Source organism: Coriobacteriia bacterium, from assembly GCA_034370385.1.
Classification (GTDB): domain Bacteria; phylum Actinomycetota; class Coriobacteriia; order Anaerosomatales; family PHET01; genus JAXMKZ01.
Genome location: JAXMKZ010000034.1, coordinates 34,210 through 52,614, shown reverse-complemented (window position 1 = coordinate 52,614; position 18,405 = coordinate 34,210). Strand labels below are relative to the sequence as shown.

Genomic DNA, 18,405 nt, shown 5'->3' with positions numbered 1-18,405 from the left:
CGGTCGAGCGCTCCTTCGCAGATGCCAAGGAGCTCCACGGACTCAGATACTGCAGGATGCGGGGGATCGAGCGGGTCTCAGAGCAGTGCCTGCTGACCGCAGCGGCCCAGAACATCAAGAAGTTGGCTTTCGCGCTCACCTGAGGGCCGAAAGGGGCCTCTCCGCCGAAGCGCTGCGCCCGCGAATTGCCCGCAACCTCCTCGATTCCGCCCCAGAAGACCGCAAACCCCCGTCGACCCGGAGATCGGCGGGGGTTTGTCAGCAGTCTGACGAGGGCCCCGCATGCGGGGCCCTCGTTTCGTTATCCACAGCGTATTGCGGCTACTCCAGGTAGTCCTTCAGCCTGCTCGACCGGCTGGGGTGGCGGAGCTTGCACAGCGTCTTACTCTCGATCTGCCTGATCCGCTCACGCGTGACGCCGAACTCGCGCCCGACCTCTTCGAGTGTGCGCGGGTGGCCGTCGATCAGACCGAATCGCAGCTCGATGACCTTGCGCTCGCGCTCCATCAGGCCATCAAGCACCTTGCCCAGCTGCTCTTGCAGCATCGAGAAGCTCGCCGCATCCGGCGGCACGACCGCCTCGCCGTCTTCAATGAAGTCACCGAGCTGGCTGTCTTCCTCTTCGCCGATGGGCGTCTCGAGACTGACCGGCTCCTGACTGATCTTGAGAATCTCGCGAACGCGCTCAGCGGTCATCTCCATCTTCTCGCCGATCTCGTCAGGCGTGGGCTCGCGTCCGAGCTCCTGGAGCAGCTGCCGCTGGATGCGAATCAGCTTGTTGATGGTCTCGACCATGTGAACCGGGATACGGATCGTGCGAGCTTGGTCGGCAATGGCACGGGTGATGGCCTGGCGAATCCACCAGGTGGCGTAGGTAGAGAACTTGAAGCCTTTGGTGTAGTCGAACTTCTCGACTGCGCGAATCAGGCCGAGATTGCCTTCCTGAATGAGGTCAAGGAAGAGCATCCCCCGTCCGACGTAGCGCTTGGCGATAGAGACCACCAGACGAAGGTTCGCCTCCACGAGCTGCTGCTTGGCGTCGATTCCGACCTGTTCGACCCGGTGCAGGCGCCGTTTCTCAGCGCGGTCGAACGGGCTCCCGGAGTCCTCAGCATCATCAAGCCGCGCGGCAGCCTCAAGCCCGGCCTCGATCTTCATCGCCAGGTCGATCTCTTGTGCGGCCGTCAGGAGCGGCACCTTGCCGATCTCCTTGAGGTACATCCGCACAGGGTCGCCGGTGAGCGGAGCGAGAGCGGATGCGTCGGTGACGCGCTTCTTGGGCTTCTTCTTCGCCTTAGCCGCGGGCTTGGGCAGTTCGGCTTCAACCGCTTCGACCGCCGCCACGTCCGGGTCGACTTCGTCGGTTTCGGATTCAACGGGCTCGGCGACGTCTGCCTCCGCTGCGGCGACGACATTGGCAACCTCGTCGGCGTCGATCACGTGCGACGGGTCCTCGACGATGTCGATACCGGACTCCTTGATATGCGCATAGACCCGATCGACGACATCGTCGCTCAGATCGAGGGCGCCCAGTCCGTCCTGGATCTCCTCGTCAGTGACGTTTCCCTTGGCGGCGCCGGCCTGCAGGAGGCTCAGCACCTCAGGAATGACCGCCAGCTCGGGAGGCAGCGGCGGACGCTTCACGCGCGGCTTCGCGGCAGGCTTCGCCGCGGGCTTGGCTGCCGCCGGCTTCGCTGCCGCTGCTGGCTTCGCCGCGGTCTTCGCTGCAGGCTTCGCGGCGGGCTTCGCGGCAGGCTTGGCCGCCGGCTTGGCCGCCGGCTTCGCGGCGGGCTTCGCTGCGGGCTTGGCCGCTGGCTTCGCGGCGGGCTTGGCCGCCGGCTTGGCCGCAGGCTTCGCGGCGGGCTTCTTCGCAGGTCCGGGCTTCTTCGCCGGAATCTCGTCGGGCTTCTCGGTCACGCTTCTCCTCACAGAGTACGGACGTTCAGGTCCTTCTGGATCGCTTCAGGGTGTCCAGCTGACGCTGCATCTCTGACACTTCCCTGAATATCTCGTCATATCGAGCCGGGTCCTTGACTACTTCCTCGCTACGGGCCAGACCCTTCGCTGCCGCAATTCGCCTCTCCAAGGCAAACTCCTTGAGACTGGACTCAAGCGAATCGAACAGCGCTTCCGGTTCAATACCCGAATCACGCGCCTCTGCGGCTCCCAGGACCGTACTAGCACCGGTCACTCGCTGCTCTATGAGCTCGATCATCTCGCCCGATGTCGTTGCGGGCGGAGCCTCCAAAACAGCTTCGAGCATCCGAATATAGAACACGTCGGACACGAGCCCTTCAGCAAGCAATTCTTGTGCCCTCCCCCGCAGCGAGGGCGTCCTCACGAGCAAGGCTACGGTGTCTCGCTCAGCCTTGGCCTCGCCCGAAACCGGCGGCTGAAGCCCTGACTTCGATCGTGGTGCAACCGCGGCCACCTCTTCAGCCTGCCTCGGACTGGCCGTCGCCTTGCCGATCGCACGCTTCACCGTGGTGAAGTCCGCGAACAGTCTATCCGCAATGTAGTTAGCGTAGTCATCCGCGAGGATGGAATCTTTGACGGGCGCGAGCACGGCAGCAGCCTCGGTCAGCGCACGGGCGCGTTCCTCGGGACGATCAAGGTCCCACCGTGCCAGCCGACGGTCGATGGCAAACTGCAACAGCGGCTCCGCGGCTGCAACGACCGAGCCCAGCGCGTCAACGCCCTGCGCAGCCACATAGTCCGCGGGGTCGGTGCCACTGGGCAGCATCGCCACCAGAAGATCCACGCGGCCGCCACCCGCCTCGGGGGTGAGCGTCCGGTCGACGAACTCCACCGCGCGATCCGCGGCTCGCATACCGGCCTCATCGCCGTCGAAGAGGTAGACCACCCTGCGGGCGAATCGCCCGAGTAGTCGCACGTGCTGCTGCGTCAGAGCCGTGCCTAGAGTCGCCACAGCGTTTTGGACACCCGCCTCGTGCAGTGCGATCACGTCCGTATACCCCTCGACCACCACGGCATCCCCGCTTGACGTGATCGCGGCCTTGGCGCGCTCGATGCCGTACATGTTGGCCGACTTGTGAAAGACCGGCGTATCGTTGGTATTGAGGTATTTGGGTTCGCCGGTGCCCACGACGCGCCCTCCGAAGGCCACGATGCGCCCCTGGATGTCGGAGATCGGGAACATCACACGCTCGTAGAATCGATCCTTGAGCGAGGCGTCGTCGCCCCGTAGGGCCACGTTGGCGTCCACCATCTCTTCAGGGGTGAAGCCCGCCTGGGTCAGGTGTCGAACCAACGAACCCCGCCCGAGCGAGAAACCCAGCTGCCACCGCTTGGCCACTTCGCTGCCAAAACCCCGGTGCTTCAAGTACTCTCGGGCCTTGGTCGCCCCCTGCTCACGCGATCCGACCAGCGACTTATGGTAGAAGTCGGCGCTCTCGGCAAGAACCGCGTACAGGCGATCCTTGTAGCCCCGAGGCACTCCCCCCTCGGACTCATGGATCTCCACCCGGGCCCTATCGGCGAGCAGCCGCACGGCGTCAGGAAAGTCCATGCTCTCCATACGCATGAGGTAGCCGAAGGCGTCGCCGTGCGCACCGCAACCGAAGCAATGCCAGTCCTGCCGCCCCGGATCAACCTTGAAGCTCGGCGTCTTCTCGCCGTGGAACGGGCAGTTGCCCCAGAACAGACGCCCTTTCTGCTTCAGAGGCACGCGCTCTGCGACGAGCGAGACAAGGTCAGTGGCATCACGCACGCGCGCGACGTCTTCGTCACTGATGCGACCCACTCGACCCCCTCTCACATGTCACCGTTCCCCGGGCGCAGCGCACCTACACACCCGCCCGTCGAGACGACGAGGCTCCCGGGCACCTCGCGGCACCCGGGAGCACCCGGCGATCAGCAGTACTGGTTACGCAGATCTAGCGGCCCAGGAACCCGCCACCCAAGGAGATGAACAGGGGCACGAAGACCAAACTCACGACGGTCATGAGCTTGATGAGGATGTTCATCGACGGACCGGAGGTGTCCTTGAACGGATCGCCCACGGTGTCGCCGACGACGGCGGCCTTATGGGCATCAGAGCCCTTGCCGCCGTGCTTGCCACCCTCGATGTACTTCTTCGCGTTGTCCCACGCGCCACCGGCGTTGGCCATGAAGATTGCCAGCAGGAATCCTGTCACCAGCGATCCAGCGAGAAGACCGGTGAGCATGTCCACCGAGACCATACCCACAAGGAGCGGAGCGGCCACGGCGATGACGCCGGGGACGACCATCTCGCGCAGGGAGGCCTTGGTCGAGATGTCGACACAGGCGGCGTAGTCCGGCTTGCCGGTGCCTTCCATGATGCCGGGAATCTCGCGGAACTGGCGGCGGACTTCCTCGATCATCGAGAAGGCCGCGCGGCCCACAGCGTTCATCGTCAGAGCGCCGAAGAGGAACGGCAGCATGCCACCGATGAACAGGCCCACGATGACGTACGGATTGTCGAGTCCCATGTTCATCACGATACCGCCGGCGGCGAGCTGCGTGCGGAACGCCACGAACAGCGCCAGGGCGGTGAGACCGGCCGAGCCGATCGCGAAGCCCTTGGCGATGGCGGCCGTCGTGTTGCCGACGCTGTCGAGCGAGTCGGTGATCTTGCGGATCTCCGGACCCATGTGCGCCATCTCGGCGATACCGCCGGCGTTGTCGGCGACGGGGCCGTAGGCGTCCACGCCCACCGTGATGGCGATGATCGAGAGCATACCCAGCGCGGCGAGGCCGATGCCGTAGATGCCGCCGCCCGGGGCTGCGGCTTCACCAGCGAGGAACGAGACGATGATGCCGGCGCACACGACGAAGATCGGCGCAGCGGTGGACATCATGCCGGTACCCAGACCCGCGATGATGTTCGTAGCCGCCCCGGTCTCGGACGCCTCAGCGATCTTCTGAGTGGGACGGAAGTGATCCGAGCAGAAGTACTCGGTGATCTTGCCGATGGCGATACCGGCGGCAAGGCCCGCGACGACCGCGCCGAAGAACCACATGCGGGCGGGGTCTGAGCCCTCACGGCTGGACCAGTGCCAGAACAGGAAGCCCATGGCACCCAGCTGGAGGGTGGCCGCCACGTAGGTGCCCATGTTGAGCGCCTCGTGAAGGTTGGCACCTTCCTTGGCGCGGACGGCGAACAGGCCGAAGATCGACGTCACGATGCCGACAGCGGCGATCAGCAGCGGCGCGGTGGCGCCGTAGCGGAAGTCCATGGAATCGAACCCGGTGGTCATGCCCCACAGCGAGATCGCAAGGACGACCGGCGCCAGGATCGAGCCCACGAACGACTCGAACAGGTCGGCGCCCATGCCGGCCACATCGCCGACGTTGTCACCGACGTTGTCGGCGATGACTGCAGGGTTGCGCGGATCGTCCTCGGGGATACCGGCCTCGACCTTGCCCACGAGGTCGGCGCCGACGTCAGCCGCCTTCGTGTAGATACCGCCACCCACACGCGCGAACAGCGCGATCGAGCTCGCGCCCATCGCGAAGCCGTTGACGATGAAGACGTTCTCGGCCGGATTCGTCCCGGTGAGGAGCATGGTGATGATCCACAGTGAGATACCACCCAGCCCGAAGGAGGCTACGGTGAGTCCCATCGTAAGACCGGAACGGAAGGCGACGTTGAGGGCCTTGTGGATGCCCTCGGTTGCCGCCTGCGCGGTACGGGCGTTCGCCCTGGTCGCGACGTACATGCCGAAGTAGCCGGCAGCCGCGGACAGGATGGCTCCTGTCAGGAATGCGACCGCTGTGAGCGGCGGCATCGCGGGAACGACCACGATGATGACCGCGACCACGATCGCGAAGATCGCAAGGACTCGATACTCACGCAGCAGGAACGCCAGTGCGCCCTCCTGTGTCGCCTTCGAGATCTCCTGCATCTTCTCGTTGCCCGGATCCTGCTTGAGAACCCAAGTCGCCAAGTAGATCGCGACCCCGATTCCCAGTGCAGCGGATGCGGGCGCGAGCCATGCTATCCAATCAGCCATGAATGTGCGTCTCCCTTCCCGGTTGTTGCATGCGCAAGCGCGTCTATGCGCTCCGCCCCTCGATGCTCACGCGATGATATACGACCGTCCATGGTGCGGCAACACAGAAGAAACACACTCACGCCCGCCAGCGGCTGGGCACCATGATCTCTTGGAAGGTTCGGATGGCGAAGCGGTCCGTCATACCCGAGACATAATCAGTGACCGCCTGCACCAGCCCGTCGTCGTCATCCGGCTGTTCGTCCACCGGCAGATCGCCCGGGTTCGCGAGGTAGTGCGCGAACAGCGTCCGCACGACGCCATACGCTTTGGGCTCCTCGGCTTTGGCCGCGCTGGAGAGATAGACGTTGTCGAAGAGGAAGCTCCGGAGCTCGAGCATCGCAGACATCACGGGGTCGCTCATGGTGATGACGTCGGAATCCTCGCTCGTCGCGACGAGGTCCTCGACCAGCGTCGTTATGCGCTGAGCATGAGTGTGCCCCAAGACGTCCGTGGGTCGGGCCGGCAGTTCTTCTTCGGTCAGCACGCCGGCCCTGATCGCGTCGTCGACGTCGTGATTGACGTAGGCGATGCGGTCCGCGATGGCGACGATCTGGCCCTCAAGAGTGGCCGCGCGTTCCGAGCCGGTGTGGCAACGGATGCCGTTTCGGACCTCCCACGTGAGATTCAGCCCCCGCCCCTCGTACTCGAGGTGCTCTACGATGCGCAGGCTCTGGAGGTTGTGCTTGAACGGATGCGGGACGCAGGGGTAGACGTCCCCGATCTCCTCAAGCGCGTGGCACAGCGCGTCCTCACCCGTGTGACCGAAGGGGGTGTGCCCCAGGTCGTGACCCAGCGCGATGGCCTCCGTGAGGTCCTCGTTCAGCCGCAATGCACGGGCGATCGACCGCGCGATCTGAGCGACCTCCAGGGTGTGTGTGAGTCGGGTCCGGTAGTGGTCGCCTTCAGGCGCCAGGAAGACCTGCGTCTTGTGCGAGAGGCGCCGAAACGCCTTGCAGTGGATGATGCGGTCGCGATCGCGCTGGAAGTCGGTGCGGTAGGTGTCCTCGCCCACCGGGCGCTCGCGCCCCCGCGTGGCGTCCGAGAACGCGGCCCTCACCGAGAGCGTCGCGCGCTCGCGGGCCTCCCATGTCGCACGTATGGTCATCAGCGATCGATCCCTTTCTAGAGCGGTCACGCGAAACGAGCGGGCCGAAACGTCACAGCGGCCACACCAGTCGCGCCGCGCCGACCAGCACGGCGGAGAACAGTCCCGCGGCAAACCAGACGTGGCGCGTGTTCAGTCGACGGAAGATCCCTACCGAGACCGCCGCGGGAACGAACCCGTACGCGAGCCCAGCCACCAGGGAGGCACCGACCGAAAGGAAGCCTTCGAGCGACATCTGGGGACCAGCGGACGTCGCCACATCGTACACGGCGACTATGACACCGCAGGCAGCGAGCGCAAACACGAAATGACGCCAGTACGGCACGAAGGCACGCGAGCGCCCTTGAATGAGGGGCGATCCCGCCGCCTGCCAAAGCCTCGTGCCTCTCACGTCAGTCCCCTCTTGCACGAAGGGCCCGGCTGTGTGGCCGGGCCCTTCCATTGATTCTCTACGCGTTACCCGCTCCCCCGGCCTGCAGAGCGGCTTGGGCGGCCGCCAACCTGGCCAGCGGCACCCGGTAGGGTGAGCAGCTCACATAGTCGAGCCCGATCTCGAAGAAGATGTGCACGGATTCCGGGTCTCCACCGTGTTCGCCACACACTCCCAGTTTGATCGTGGGATTGACGCTGCGGCCCTTCTCGCATCCGATCTTGACCATCGTGGCCACGCCGTCGTCGATCGTCTCGAACGGGTTGCGGAGAAGCACCTTGCGCTCCAGGTATCGCGGCAGGAACTTGCTCTCGATGTCGTCGCGCGAGAAGCCGAACGTGGTCTGAGTGAGGTCGTTGGTGCCGAAGCTGAAGAAGTCGGCCACTTCACCGATCTCATCAGCGGTCACAGCCGCCCGCGGCAGCTCGATCATGGTCCCGATCGGGATGTCCACAGCGACGCCCTGCTCGGCGGAGACATCGGCGATGACCTGTACGCTCTCGGCCCGCAGCATCTCGAGCTCCGCCTTGACGCTGACAAGCGGGATCATGATCTCGGGGCGCGGGTCCTTGCCGGCCTTCTTGAGCTCGCACGTGGCGATCGTGATAGCCCGAACCTGCATCGCGTACAGCTCGGGATGCATGATGCCCAAACGGCATCCGCGCAAGCCCAGCATGGGGTTCATCTCGACCATCGAGTCGATCTGCGCGAGGAGCTTGCGCTTAGCCACCAGCTCAGCTGCCGGCGCGCCCGACAGTTCGGCGCGCACGATCTCGACCTCCAGCTCGCGCGGAGAGTCGAGGAACTCGTGCAGCGGCGGGTCGAGCAGACGAACGGTGACAGGCAGGCCGTCCATAGCCTCGAAGATCCCGAGGAAGTCGCCGACCTGCGCATCCAAGAGCTCCTTGAGGGCTTGATCGCGTACGCCGTCGCCCTCTTCGGCGAGGATGAAGCGCTGGAGGATGTCCTTGCGGTCGCCCAGGAACATGTGCTCGGTTCGGCACAGTCCGATACCTGCCGCACCGAACTTGCGGCCGAGGGCCGCGTCGTCAGGCGTATCGGCATTGGCGCGAACGCCCATCGTACGGAACTCATCGGCCCACGCCAGGATCTCGTCGAAGTCGCCCGTGACCTCCGGCTCGACCAGAGAGACCGCACCCAGAACGACGATTCCGGTCGTGCCGTCGATTGAGATCAGGTCACCCTCGTGCAACTCGACGTCGGAGCCGGCGAAGCGGGCCACCTTGGCCTCGGCATCGATCTTGAGCTTCTCGACGCCGCACACACAGGGCTTGCCCATGCCGCGAGCGACGACCGCCGCATGGCTCGTCTTGCCGCCGTGGCTCGTCAAGATGCCCTGCGCCGCGTCCATGCCCGCCAGATCGTCGGGGTTGGTCTCCCACCGTACGAGAATCGCCTTTCGACCCTCGGCTTTAGCGGCCACCGCATCGGGGCTCGAGAACACGACCTCGCCCACCGCGGCACCCGGACTCGCATTGAGCCCCTTGGCAACCACGTCGTAGGTGGCCTTCGTGTCGAACTGAGGGTGAAGGAGCTGATCGAGCTGGCTCGGATCGATGCGCGTGACGGCTTCCTCGCGCGTGATCATGCCTTCCTTGACCATGTCGATAGCCACCTTGAGCGCAGCGCGCGCGGTCCGCTTGCCCACGCGGGTCTGGAGCATCCACAGCGTGCCCTGCTCGATGGTGAACTCGATGTCGCACATGTCGCGGTACTCAGACTCGAGCTTAGCGAACACCCCGTCGAGCTCAACGCCGGCCGCCTCGAGTCCCGCTACCGTCTTGAGCTCGCTGATTGGACGCGTGATGCGGATGCCGGCAACGACATCTTCGCCCTGCGCGTTGGTGAGGAAGTCACCGTAGTACTCGTTGGTGCCGTCGGCCGGGTTGCGCGTGAAGCCGACGCCGGTTGCGGAGGTCTCGCCCTTGTTGCCGAAGACCATCGTCTGGACGTTGACGGCGGTGCCGAGGTCATCGGCGATCTTCTCCATCTGGCGGTAGTAGACCGCCCGATCGTTCATCCAGCTTCTGAAGACCGCCTCGATCGAAAGGTGAAGCTGCGAAGCCACGTCTTGCGGGAAGGCGACCGTGCCGCCGACGGCAAGCGACGGGAACGCGTCAGCCGAAACATGCTTCGAGACGATGGCCTTGAAGGTATCCACCAGTTCGCGAAGGTGCTCGGAAGACAGGTCGGTATCGCTCGCGGCGCCGCAGTCCAGTTTCATCCGAGTGATGGCGTTCTCGAAGAGGTCTCCCTCGACGTCGAGCACCACCTTGGAGAACATCTGGATGAAACGCCGGTAGCTGTCCCACGCGAAACGCTCGTTGCCCGTCTGCGCGATCAGCCCCTGAATTGAGGTGTCGTTGAGCCCCAGGTTGAGAACCGTGTCCATCATGCCCGGCATCGAGAACGGTGAGCCCGAGCGCACCGACACGAGCAGAGGGTCGTTGTCGTCCCCAAGGCGCTTGCCCATCTTGGCCTCAAGGGCAGCCACGTGGGCGGCGATCTCCTCAGACAACCCGGCGGGAAACGCCGGGGGCGTGGCGTGGTAGTACTCCATGCATGCCTGACAGGTGATGGTGAAGCCGGGCGGAACGGGCAGACCCATGTTGGCCATCTCGGCCAGGTTCGCACCCTTGCCGCCGAGTATGAACTTCATGGACTTGTTGCCCTCAGTGGTCCCCCCACCGAATGCGAACACGCGCTTGGTCTCGGACAACGTTATCTCCCTCATCCGTTCGGGGCCAGCGTGACCTCGAATCATACCGTAGTCGTTTCCAACGTGTAACGCGCCGAACGCGGCCTGCGGCCGTTGTCTCTTCAGTCCCCTACCCTCTGGCCGCCCTCCACCTGGCGCACGATCTCCTGCGCTGCCTCTTCGACAGCGCGGTTGTCGGTGTGGACGACGATGCACCCGATACACCTCATCAGCGCACGCGCCTCCTCGAGCTCCTTCTCCACCGCCTCGCGCTCAGCGTAGCCCCGGACGACTGCGCCGATCTCTCGCATGCGTACTTGGCGAATGTCGAGCAGGACGTCAACACTGGTGACCAGCCCGAAGACCTTCCTCGGATCGACCTCGAAGAGCTCGGGCGGAGGTGCCATGCCAGGCGCGAGCGGGATGTTGGCCACCCGCCAGCCCTTGAACGCCAGATACATCGACAGGGGAGTCTTGCTCGTGCGCGACACACCGATGAGCACGATGTCGGCCTCGGCAAGCCCCTCGGGATTTCTGCCGTCATCGTGCTTGACAGCGAACTCCATCGCCTCGATACGGTCGAAGTAGTCGGCATCGGTCCTGCGAATCCCTCCGGCCTCGCCGGTAGGGGCCAGACCCGTGACGCGTTCGATGAGTACGACGGAAGGTCCGAGCAGGTCCACTCCGTTGACGCCCTCTGCGCACAACTGCTCCATCTCGGCGCGAAGCGACGCATCCACCAGCGTGTAGAAGAAGATGCAGTGATGTCCGCAGTGGGACCTGACCTCTTCGCGAAGCTGCTCGGCCGTGTGGATCTTGGTCAAACGTTCGATTATGAAGGCGTTCTCGGCAAACTGAGCAGCGGCTGCGCGCGCGACCATCTCGCCCGTCTCGCCCAGCGAGTCCGAAATCACATGAATCGAGATCGACTCGGGCACCGTCAGCCGGCCAGACGCCCGAAATCGGCGAACGTCTCGAAGAGGGCGACGAAGCGGTTGAGAAGCCTCAAGCGGTTCTCCCGCTTCTGGACGTCCTCGTCCATGACCAGAACAGCCTCGAAGAACGCATCGATCGGTGTACGAAGACCGGCGTAGGAGTCGAGCAACGCCGAGTACGCGCGCTGTTCAACGAGCTGGTCCGCTTCGGCCCCGGCACTGTCGAGCGCGTCGGCGAGCGCGATCTCCTCAGCACCCATGATCTCTCGCTCGTAGGCAACGCCGAGTTCTGGCTTGGCTAGATTCCTCGCACGAGTGAACGCGACTGACAGGTTCTCCATGGCATCGCTCGACGCGCGAAACGACGTGAGCGCCTCGCAACGAGCCAGTGCGTCCGCCGGATCGTCGGCAGCCACCGCAAGCACCGCGCTCACCGTGTCGTAGGCATGACCCCGATCGCGCAGAATCGTCTCGAATCGCCCGACGAGAAACTCCCTCACGGCGCTGCCCACTGCGTCGGTGTCGAACACGACGGAGGAGCTCAGTGGCTCAAGCGCCTCGGTGATGAGGACCTGGAGCGTGATCGGCGTGCCCGAGATCATCATCTGCAGGATTCCGATGGCGGCTCGCCTGAGCGCAAAAGGATCCGAGGTGCCCTTCGGAGGCATCCCCGCGGCGAAGATCCCACAGATCGTGTCGGCCTTGTCTGCGATGGAGACGAGCCGGCCGGCGATCGTCGTGGGCGGCGCATCGCCCGCGAAACGAGGGCGGTAGTGCTCTTCGATGGCCACAGCAACCTGCGCCTCTTCGCCCGCCGCCAGCGCGTAGTAGCGGCCCATGGTCCCTTGCAGGTCGGTGAACTCGACGACGCAGTTCGTCACCAGATCGGCCTTGGCGAGGTGCGCGGCGCGCACGGCGAACGCAGCCTCATCGGCAGGAGCATCCACCATCACGGCGAGTCGTGCCGTCAGCCGCTCGACGCGCGCCACCTTGTCGGCAGAGGTGCCCAGCTTCTCCTGGAACACCACCGTGTCGAGGCGCGTCAGCCACTGCTCAAGCGGCACCGCCAGATCCTCACGGTAGAAGAATGCCGCATCCGACAGGCGCGCGCGGATCACCCGCTCGTGACCGCGCACGATCGACACCGTCTGGCCCGGCGCCCCGTTGTGAGCGACGAGGAACCGATTGTCGAGCGAGCCGTCGGCGCGCTCCAGGGGAAAGTAGCGCTGGTGCGAGCCCATTGCGTGCTCGAGCATCTCGCGCGGTACCTCAAGGAACTCCTCATCGAACGTGCCGACGGCCACCGTGGGCCACTCCACCAGATTGACCACCTCGGCAAAGGTCTTGTCGGGAACCACGGCTCGCGCGTCATGCTCTGTCGCCGCAGCAGCGATACCCTCGCGTAGAACCTTCGCCCTGAGCTCGTGATCCACCAGCACGCATCCCGCCTCGAGCTTCTCGGTGTACTCCCACGCGGCAGTGAGCTCGATCGGCTCCGGCCGCAAGAAGCGATGCCCGTACGTCGTGCGTCCTGAGGTGAGTCCTGCGAAGGCGACCTCGATCACGTCGGTGCCGTACAGGCACAACAGCCAACGCACCGGCCGCGGGAAACGCGCGGTGCCGTGTCCCCACCGCTGCGCTTTCGCCCACTCGAGGTTCTCGGCTACCCGGGAAAGCAGCCCCGGGAGAACCTCGCTCGTGGGTCCGCCGGTCGTCTCGACCGTGGCGTAGACATACTCGCCGCTCTCGTCTGAGCGAACCTCAAGCGCACTGACATCCACACCCTTACCACGGGCGAACCCGATGGCCGCGGGTGTCGGGGCACCATCCGCACCGAACGCGGCCTTGGCCGAGGGGCCCTTCGCCACGGTCACTGCGTCTGACTGCTGTTCGGACAGGTCGGTCACAAGAACCGCAAGGCGGCGCGGCGACGCCAGCACCGCGATTCCGTCGTAGCCGAGGCGCGCATCATCAAGCGCCTTGGGTATGGCCACCTGCAGCTGCTCGATGGCCGCGTACACGGCGCTTGAAGGAAGTTCCTCGGTGCCGATCTCGAAGACAAGCTGACGGGCGCTCACGATGCATCACCACCCTTCGATGCTTCCGCATCGCGGGCATCGTCGTCCTGCGGGGGCGCGATGAGATCGATGTAGGCCGCGCAGCACGCTTTGGCCAGTGCGCGTACGCGCAGTATGTAGCCCTGACGCTCGGTGACACTGATAGCGCCGCGCGCGTCGAGCAGGTTGAAGGCGTGGCTGCACTTGAGCACGTAGTCGTACGCGGGAAGGACGTAGCCGGCATCCAGAGTGCGCTTGCACTCGCCTTCGTACGTGGTGAACAGCGAGAGCAGCATGTCCACATCGGCCACCTCGAAGTTGTATGCGGAGTACTGCTGTTCGTTTCGCAAGAACACGTCCCCGTAGGTGAAAACCGTCCCGTCAGGAGCCTTGGACCACACAAGGTCGTAGACGCTGTCCACTCCCTGGATGTACATGGCGAGGCGCTCGATTCCGTAGGTGATCTCAGCGGGAACGGGGCGGCACTCGAACCCGCCCACCTGCTGGAAATAGGTGAACTGCGTGCACTCCATGCCGTTGAGCCAGACCTCCCACCCCAGACCCCAGGCGCCCAGTGTCGGAGACTCCCAATCGTCTTCCACAAGGCGGATATCGTGCTCCGCAGGCTCGATACCGATGGCGCGCAGGGAGTCGAAGTACAGGTCGAGCACGTTGTCCGGGCTCGGCTTGAGGATGACCTGGTACTGGTAGTAGTGCTGCAGGCGGTTGGGGTTCTCGCCGTACCGTCCGTCGGTGGGGCGCCGCGAAGGCTGCACATAGGCCGTGTACCACGAGTCGGGACCTAACGATCGCAGCGTCGTGGCCGGGTGAAACGTACCGGCACCCACCTCGGTATCGTAGGGCTGCAGAACAACGCATCCCTGGTCGGCCCAGTAGCGTGACAGACCCAGAATGATGTCCTGGAAGGTCAGCGTACCCATGGTTCCGATTCTCCCTCGTGACATGATCGCGAACCCCTCGCCTGAGGGTGTCGGAACATCTTACATGACCCTTTGTGCCTACCCCAGCATGCCCGCGTAGTAGTCCAAAGCCCTCAATCGGGCCGGCAGGTGGTAGCTGATGAAGGCGCGTACGAGGACGAAGCAGTCAGACACCGCTGCGGGTGGAGGAGGATCGGCGGCGATGTCAGCCATCGTCGAAGCCAGAAGGTGCGCCATCCAGGCGCGAGCCTCATCGGGCGCGCGCAGTGCGCTCGGGTCGAGCTCACCGCAAGCGGGGCACAGCGCGCCACCGTGCGCTACCGAGAACGTGCCCCCGTCAGTCGCGGCACAGGCACACGCTGCGCACGACTCGAGCTCAGGGCGGTAGCCGTGCATCGCCATCGCCTTGAGCAGGAACGCGACGACGAGCGCGTGAACGGCCTCGGGCTCGCACGATTCCATCGCGTCCAGCGTGGCCGACGCCAGGCCGAAGAGTCGGGGCTCCGTCTGCCGCTCGACCGCGATCTTGTCGAGCACGTCTGCGACGACCGCTGCGGCGGCGGAGCGCTCGATGTCCTCGCGCAGCCCGGCGTGTGCAACCACGGTGCGGGCCTCGGAGATGGTCTCAAGAGACCGGCCGGTATGCAGCAGCAGATCGACCACGCTATAGGGCTCGAGGCGGGCGCCGAATCGTGACCCCGGCTTGCGCAGCCCCTTGGCGACCGCGCGGACCTGAGTGCCGTCGCTCGCCATGAGCGTGAGAATCACGTCAGTCTCGCCGAGCTTGGTCTTGCGCAGCACCAGAGCGGTCAGGGGATAGGCTGGCATCGGCGCTCAGTGAGTGAAGCCGTCAGAGCCCGCGCGCGGCGGCCTGAGTAAGGATCTCGATACCATTCGACGTACCTAGTCGGTTGGCGCCCGCATCGAGCATCTCGAATGCGGTATCCAGATCGCGGATGCCGCCGGCGGCCTTCACGCCAAGCTCCGGCCCGACCTCGGCGCGCATGATCTCGACGTCGCGGGCCGATGCCCCCCGCGGACCGAACCCCGTCGAGGTCTTCACGAAAGCCGCCCCGGCAGAGGCACACAGGGCGCTGGCACGCGCGACCTGGTCCTCATCGAGGTGTCCCGTCTCAAGGATCACCTTCACCAGACCGGACCCCTCGCTGGCCTCATCAACGGCTCTGACGACGGCCTCGATGTCATCGCGCACGTACTCGTGCTCGCCCTCGAGGAACGCGGCGATGTTCATCACCATGTCAACCTCCGCGCACCCCAGCTCGACCAGGTGAATGGACTCCTCGACCTTCGTCTCGGTCAGCGCATAGCCCAGCGGGAACCCCGCAACCGAGCACACAGCGGTGACGCCACCGGCTAGACGCTGAGCGGCAAGAGGGACGAGGAACGGCGAGACACACAGGGTGGCGAAACCCCGGGTGCGCGAGCCCTCCATCCACTCGGCCGCCGCTTGCATGCCCACGGTCGGCTTCAGGAGTGTCTGATCGATAGCGTGTGCCAGCGTGACTACGTCCACCGAACTCACAGCCCCTCCCCGTACCCGAATCGTCGAATCTGCGAGGCGTCTCGACGCCAGTCCTTCTTGACCTTGACCGTCAACTCCAGGAACACTTGCGTGCCGATAAGGCGCTCGAGATCCACACGGGCCTGCGAACCGATCAACTTGATCGCCTCGCCTCCCTTTCCGATGATGATGCCCTTCTGGCTGGCGCGTTCCACGTATATGACCGCCCAGATCTTGGTGAGATTCTTCCGGGGAAAGCTCTCCAGCTCCTCAACCTGCACGCCGACGGCGTGGGGGACTTCGTCGAAGGTGGTTCGCAGAATCTTCTCGCGCACGAACTCGGCGATCATGACTTCGAGCGATTGGTCGGTGGGCATGTCTGCAGGAAACCAGCGCGGGCCCTCGGGAAGGAAGCGCAGAACCGACTCGTAGAAGCCCTCCATGTTGAACCCCTCGACCGCCGAGAGGACGACCTCTTCCTCAAAGGTGGCGAGCTTGCGTGCGGCTACCAGCTGGGACTCTACCTGCTCGGCGCTGGCGATATCGGCCTTGGTGATGACGAGGATGCGGTGGGCCACCCCCCGCGCCCGCGCCACATGCTCGCCCACCCACCGGTCGCCGCCGCCGACGGGCTTGGTGGCGTCCACGAGCATCGCCACCACGTCGACATCTTCAAGCGACTTGAGCGCGCTCTTGTTGAGTTCCTCGCCGAGCGCGTCGTGCGGCTTGTGCAGTCCGGGGGTGTCGACGAGCACGACCTGGGCGTCGTCGCGGTTGATCACGGCCCGCAGGCGGTGGCGCGTGGTCTGCGGCGTATCGCTCGTGATGGCGACCTTGCTTCCCACAAGCGCGTTGGTCAGGGTGGACTTCCCGGAGTTGGGTCGACCCACAAGCGCCACAAAGCCTGAACGGATCGCGGCGTCCGGAGCGGGCGTGGATTTCGTCACTAGGTGGTCTCGTCTTGATCGAGGTAAGCGCTGACGAACGCCTCGGGTAGCAGCTCGTCGAGCGTCATGACCATGACGTCGTCGTGCTGACCGCCCATGATGACGCGCATCTCCGGGTTGAACTCGGCCAGAGCCTGCCGGCAACAGCCACACGGGACGGTGGGCGCGTCCGAATCACCCACGACCGCGACGGCGGCGATGTTCTTGAAGCCCGCCGAGACGGCTGCAGCCAGCGCCGAGCGCTCGGCGCAGATGGTGGCACCGTAGGCCGCGTTCTCGATGTTGACACCCTGGAACGTCTCGCCCTCCTCGGTGTAGACGGCAGCACCGACGCGAAACATCGAGTAGGGCGCATACGCCCTCTCCTGTGCCTCACGCGCGAATGCGAGTAGAACCAGGTCAGGTTGCGTGAGATTACGCATCATCGTCTCCGTTTCCGCCCGTACCCGCCGGCTCGACACACAGCTGGCGAATCCGGGTCCCTTCCAGCACGGTCACAGTCAATCGCAAGCCTTCGAGCTGCACCGACTCCCCTACCTCAGGAATGTGCCCAGCGACCTCGGTGAACAAGCCACCCACCGAATCCGCGTCGATCTCCAGGTCAGTGCCGAACAGCTCGTTGAGGTCATCGACGGGTAGGCGCGCATCGACACGGAACCGCCCCTCGCCCAGCTCTTCGATGAGAAGCTCCTCCCGATCGTACTCGTCTGAGATCTCACCGACGATCTCCTCGAGTAGATCCTCAAGGGTCACCAGGCCGGAGGTACCACCGTACTCGTCAGCCACGATGGCGATGTGGGTGGTGGCACGCATCTCGACAAGGAGCTCTTGTACGGGTTTGGTCTCAGGCACGAAGTGCGGCTTTCGAGCGAGGCTTGCCAACGTAGCGTCGGAGCCCTCCTGCAGAGCCGTGAGCAGATCCTTGGCGTAGAGCATCCCGCGCACGTCATCGATGGTCTCGTGATACACCGGCACGCGCGACACGCCGGTGTGCGAGATCAGGGCCACCGCTTCAGCAACGGTCGCGGTGTCTTCAAGCGCGTGCATGTCGGTGCGCGGCACCATGACCTCACGAACGACCTTCTCGGCGAAGTCAGACACCGCCTCGAGCAGCGCCTCTTCAGCCTCTTCACGCTCGGCGTGCTCCTCGGACTCCACCGAGCCCCGCCACTCGGGCGTGACCGCCCACGGCGAAAACGGACGCTCGGCGCCGGTGAGCGCGATCCCCCACTTCCACGGAGCACCGAGCAGCGCCGCGACCGGATAGATGGCTCGGGTGAGTGACCAGGCGATGGGCGCTGAATCGAGGGCGATGGGCTCGGGGTTCGTCACGGCGAGGGTCCGCGGCAGAGCCTGTGCCACGGAGTACGTCACGACTACGGCGAGCAGTCCGAGAACTCCTCCGGATAGTGCGCCTTCATACGACGTGCCGACCACCCATCCCGCGAACCAACCGGCCCCATACGCCAGACCGGCCAGCAGCTCAGATGCGGCCCGCAGACGGTGTCTGCCATCCGCGAGCTTGTATAAAGAAAGTGCGCCTTTTCGCTCGGCCTCCACCAGACGGTGAACTCGCCCGACGGACAGCAACAGCACCGAGGTCTCGGATGCGGAAAGTACCGTCGACAGCACCATAAGAACGACCCACATGCCAACCACTACGGGTATCACGCGCGAACTGCCTCCTGAACGCAACTAGTGTGCACAGCCA

The 18,405-nt window shown here is 64.8% G+C and carries 15 protein-coding genes; 1 reads left to right on the top strand and 14 read right to left on the bottom strand.

Annotation, left to right across the window (positions count from 1 at the left end):
* Positions 1 to 143, top strand: a 143-nt coding sequence (locus tag U1E26_07855) for a transposase (protein ID MDZ4169555.1), incomplete at its 5' end; no start/stop codon positions are given.
* Between the two features lie 178 nt (positions 144 to 321).
* Here U1E26_07855 and rpoD read toward each other — a convergent pair.
* From rpoD to U1E26_07785, 14 genes are all read right to left on the bottom strand, one after another.
* Positions 322 to 1,617: an RNA polymerase sigma factor RpoD gene (gene rpoD, locus U1E26_07850; GenBank protein MDZ4169554.1), complete on the bottom strand. Its 1,296-nt coding sequence runs from the start codon at positions 1,615 to 1,617 to the stop codon at positions 322 to 324.
* A 325-nt stretch (positions 1,618 to 1,942) separates the two neighbouring features.
* Entirely contained in the window at positions 1,943 to 3,763 is a 1,821-nt protein-coding gene (gene dnaG / locus U1E26_07845; protein MDZ4169553.1) for a DNA primase, read from the bottom strand.
* A 133-nt stretch (positions 3,764 to 3,896) separates the two neighbouring features.
* The gene (locus tag U1E26_07840) at positions 3,897 to 5,996 is read right to left on the bottom strand and encodes a sodium-translocating pyrophosphatase (protein MDZ4169552.1); all 2,100 of its coding nucleotides are present in this window, start codon (positions 5,994 to 5,996) and stop codon (positions 3,897 to 3,899) included.
* 118 nt (positions 5,997 to 6,114) lie between these two features.
* The gene (locus U1E26_07835; protein MDZ4169551.1) at positions 6,115 to 7,143 is read right to left on the bottom strand and encodes a deoxyguanosinetriphosphate triphosphohydrolase; all 1,029 of its coding nucleotides are present in this window, start codon (positions 7,141 to 7,143) and stop codon (positions 6,115 to 6,117) included.
* A gap of 52 nt (positions 7,144 to 7,195) precedes the next feature.
* On the bottom strand, positions 7,196 to 7,534 hold the full coding sequence (locus U1E26_07830) for a hypothetical protein (GenBank protein ID MDZ4169550.1): 339 nt from the start codon (positions 7,532 to 7,534) through the stop codon (positions 7,196 to 7,198).
* 58 nt (positions 7,535 to 7,592) lie between these two features.
* Positions 7,593 to 10,313, bottom strand: a complete 2,721-nt coding sequence (ppdK, locus tag U1E26_07825; protein ID MDZ4169549.1) for a pyruvate, phosphate dikinase — start codon at positions 10,311 to 10,313, stop codon at positions 7,593 to 7,595.
* A 101-nt stretch (positions 10,314 to 10,414) separates the two neighbouring features.
* Positions 10,415 to 11,230: a pyruvate, water dikinase regulatory protein gene (locus U1E26_07820; GenBank protein ID MDZ4169548.1), complete on the bottom strand. Its 816-nt coding sequence runs from the start codon at positions 11,228 to 11,230 to the stop codon at positions 10,415 to 10,417.
* A gap of 2 nt (positions 11,231 to 11,232) precedes the next feature.
* Positions 11,233 to 13,305: a glycine--tRNA ligase subunit beta gene (gene glyS / locus U1E26_07815; protein ID MDZ4169547.1), complete on the bottom strand. Its 2,073-nt coding sequence runs from the start codon at positions 13,303 to 13,305 to the stop codon at positions 11,233 to 11,235.
* On the bottom strand, positions 13,302 to 14,225 hold the full coding sequence (gene glyQ / locus U1E26_07810; protein ID MDZ4169546.1) for a glycine--tRNA ligase subunit alpha: 924 nt from the start codon (positions 14,223 to 14,225) through the stop codon (positions 13,302 to 13,304). The genes glyS and glyQ overlap by 4 nt, the downstream gene beginning before the upstream one ends.
* 78 nt (positions 14,226 to 14,303) lie before the next feature.
* The gene (gene recO, locus U1E26_07805) at positions 14,304 to 15,053 is read right to left on the bottom strand and encodes a DNA repair protein RecO (protein MDZ4169545.1); all 750 of its coding nucleotides are present in this window, start codon (positions 15,051 to 15,053) and stop codon (positions 14,304 to 14,306) included.
* 22 nt (positions 15,054 to 15,075) lie between these two features.
* Entirely contained in the window at positions 15,076 to 15,768 is a 693-nt protein-coding gene (deoC, locus tag U1E26_07800) for a deoxyribose-phosphate aldolase (protein ID MDZ4169544.1), read from the bottom strand.
* Positions 15,765 to 16,694, bottom strand: coding sequence for a GTPase Era (gene era / locus U1E26_07795; protein MDZ4169543.1), 930 nt, complete (start codon positions 16,692 to 16,694; stop codon positions 15,765 to 15,767). Before era ends, deoC begins: the two co-directional genes overlap by 4 nt.
* Positions 16,694 to 17,116 (bottom strand): cytidine deaminase, encoded by a 423-nt coding sequence (cdd, locus tag U1E26_07790; GenBank protein MDZ4169542.1) that lies wholly within the window; start codon positions 17,114 to 17,116, stop codon positions 16,694 to 16,696. The genes era and cdd overlap by 1 nt, the downstream gene beginning before the upstream one ends.
* On the bottom strand, positions 17,109 to 18,365 hold the full coding sequence (locus tag U1E26_07785; protein MDZ4169541.1) for a hemolysin family protein: 1,257 nt from the start codon (positions 18,363 to 18,365) through the stop codon (positions 17,109 to 17,111). Before U1E26_07785 ends, cdd begins: the two co-directional genes overlap by 8 nt.
* Positions 18,366 to 18,405 lie beyond the last annotated feature (40 nt).

Coding starts and splice junctions, on each gene's coding strand:
- U1E26_07840 (MDZ4169552.1), bottom strand. CDS start 5,996: ATGGCTGATTGGATAGCATGGCTCGCGCCCGCATCCGCTGCACTGGGA.
- U1E26_07835 (MDZ4169551.1), bottom strand. CDS start 7,143: ATGACCATACGTGCGACATGGGAGGCCCGCGAGCGCGCGACGCTCTCG.
- glyQ (MDZ4169546.1), bottom strand. CDS start 14,225: ATGGGTACGCTGACCTTCCAGGACATCATTCTGGGTCTGTCACGCTAC.
- recO (MDZ4169545.1), bottom strand. CDS start 15,053: ATGCCAGCCTATCCCCTGACCGCTCTGGTGCTGCGCAAGACCAAGCTC.
- cdd (MDZ4169542.1), bottom strand. CDS start 17,116: ATGCGTAATCTCACGCAACCTGACCTGGTTCTACTCGCATTCGCGCGT.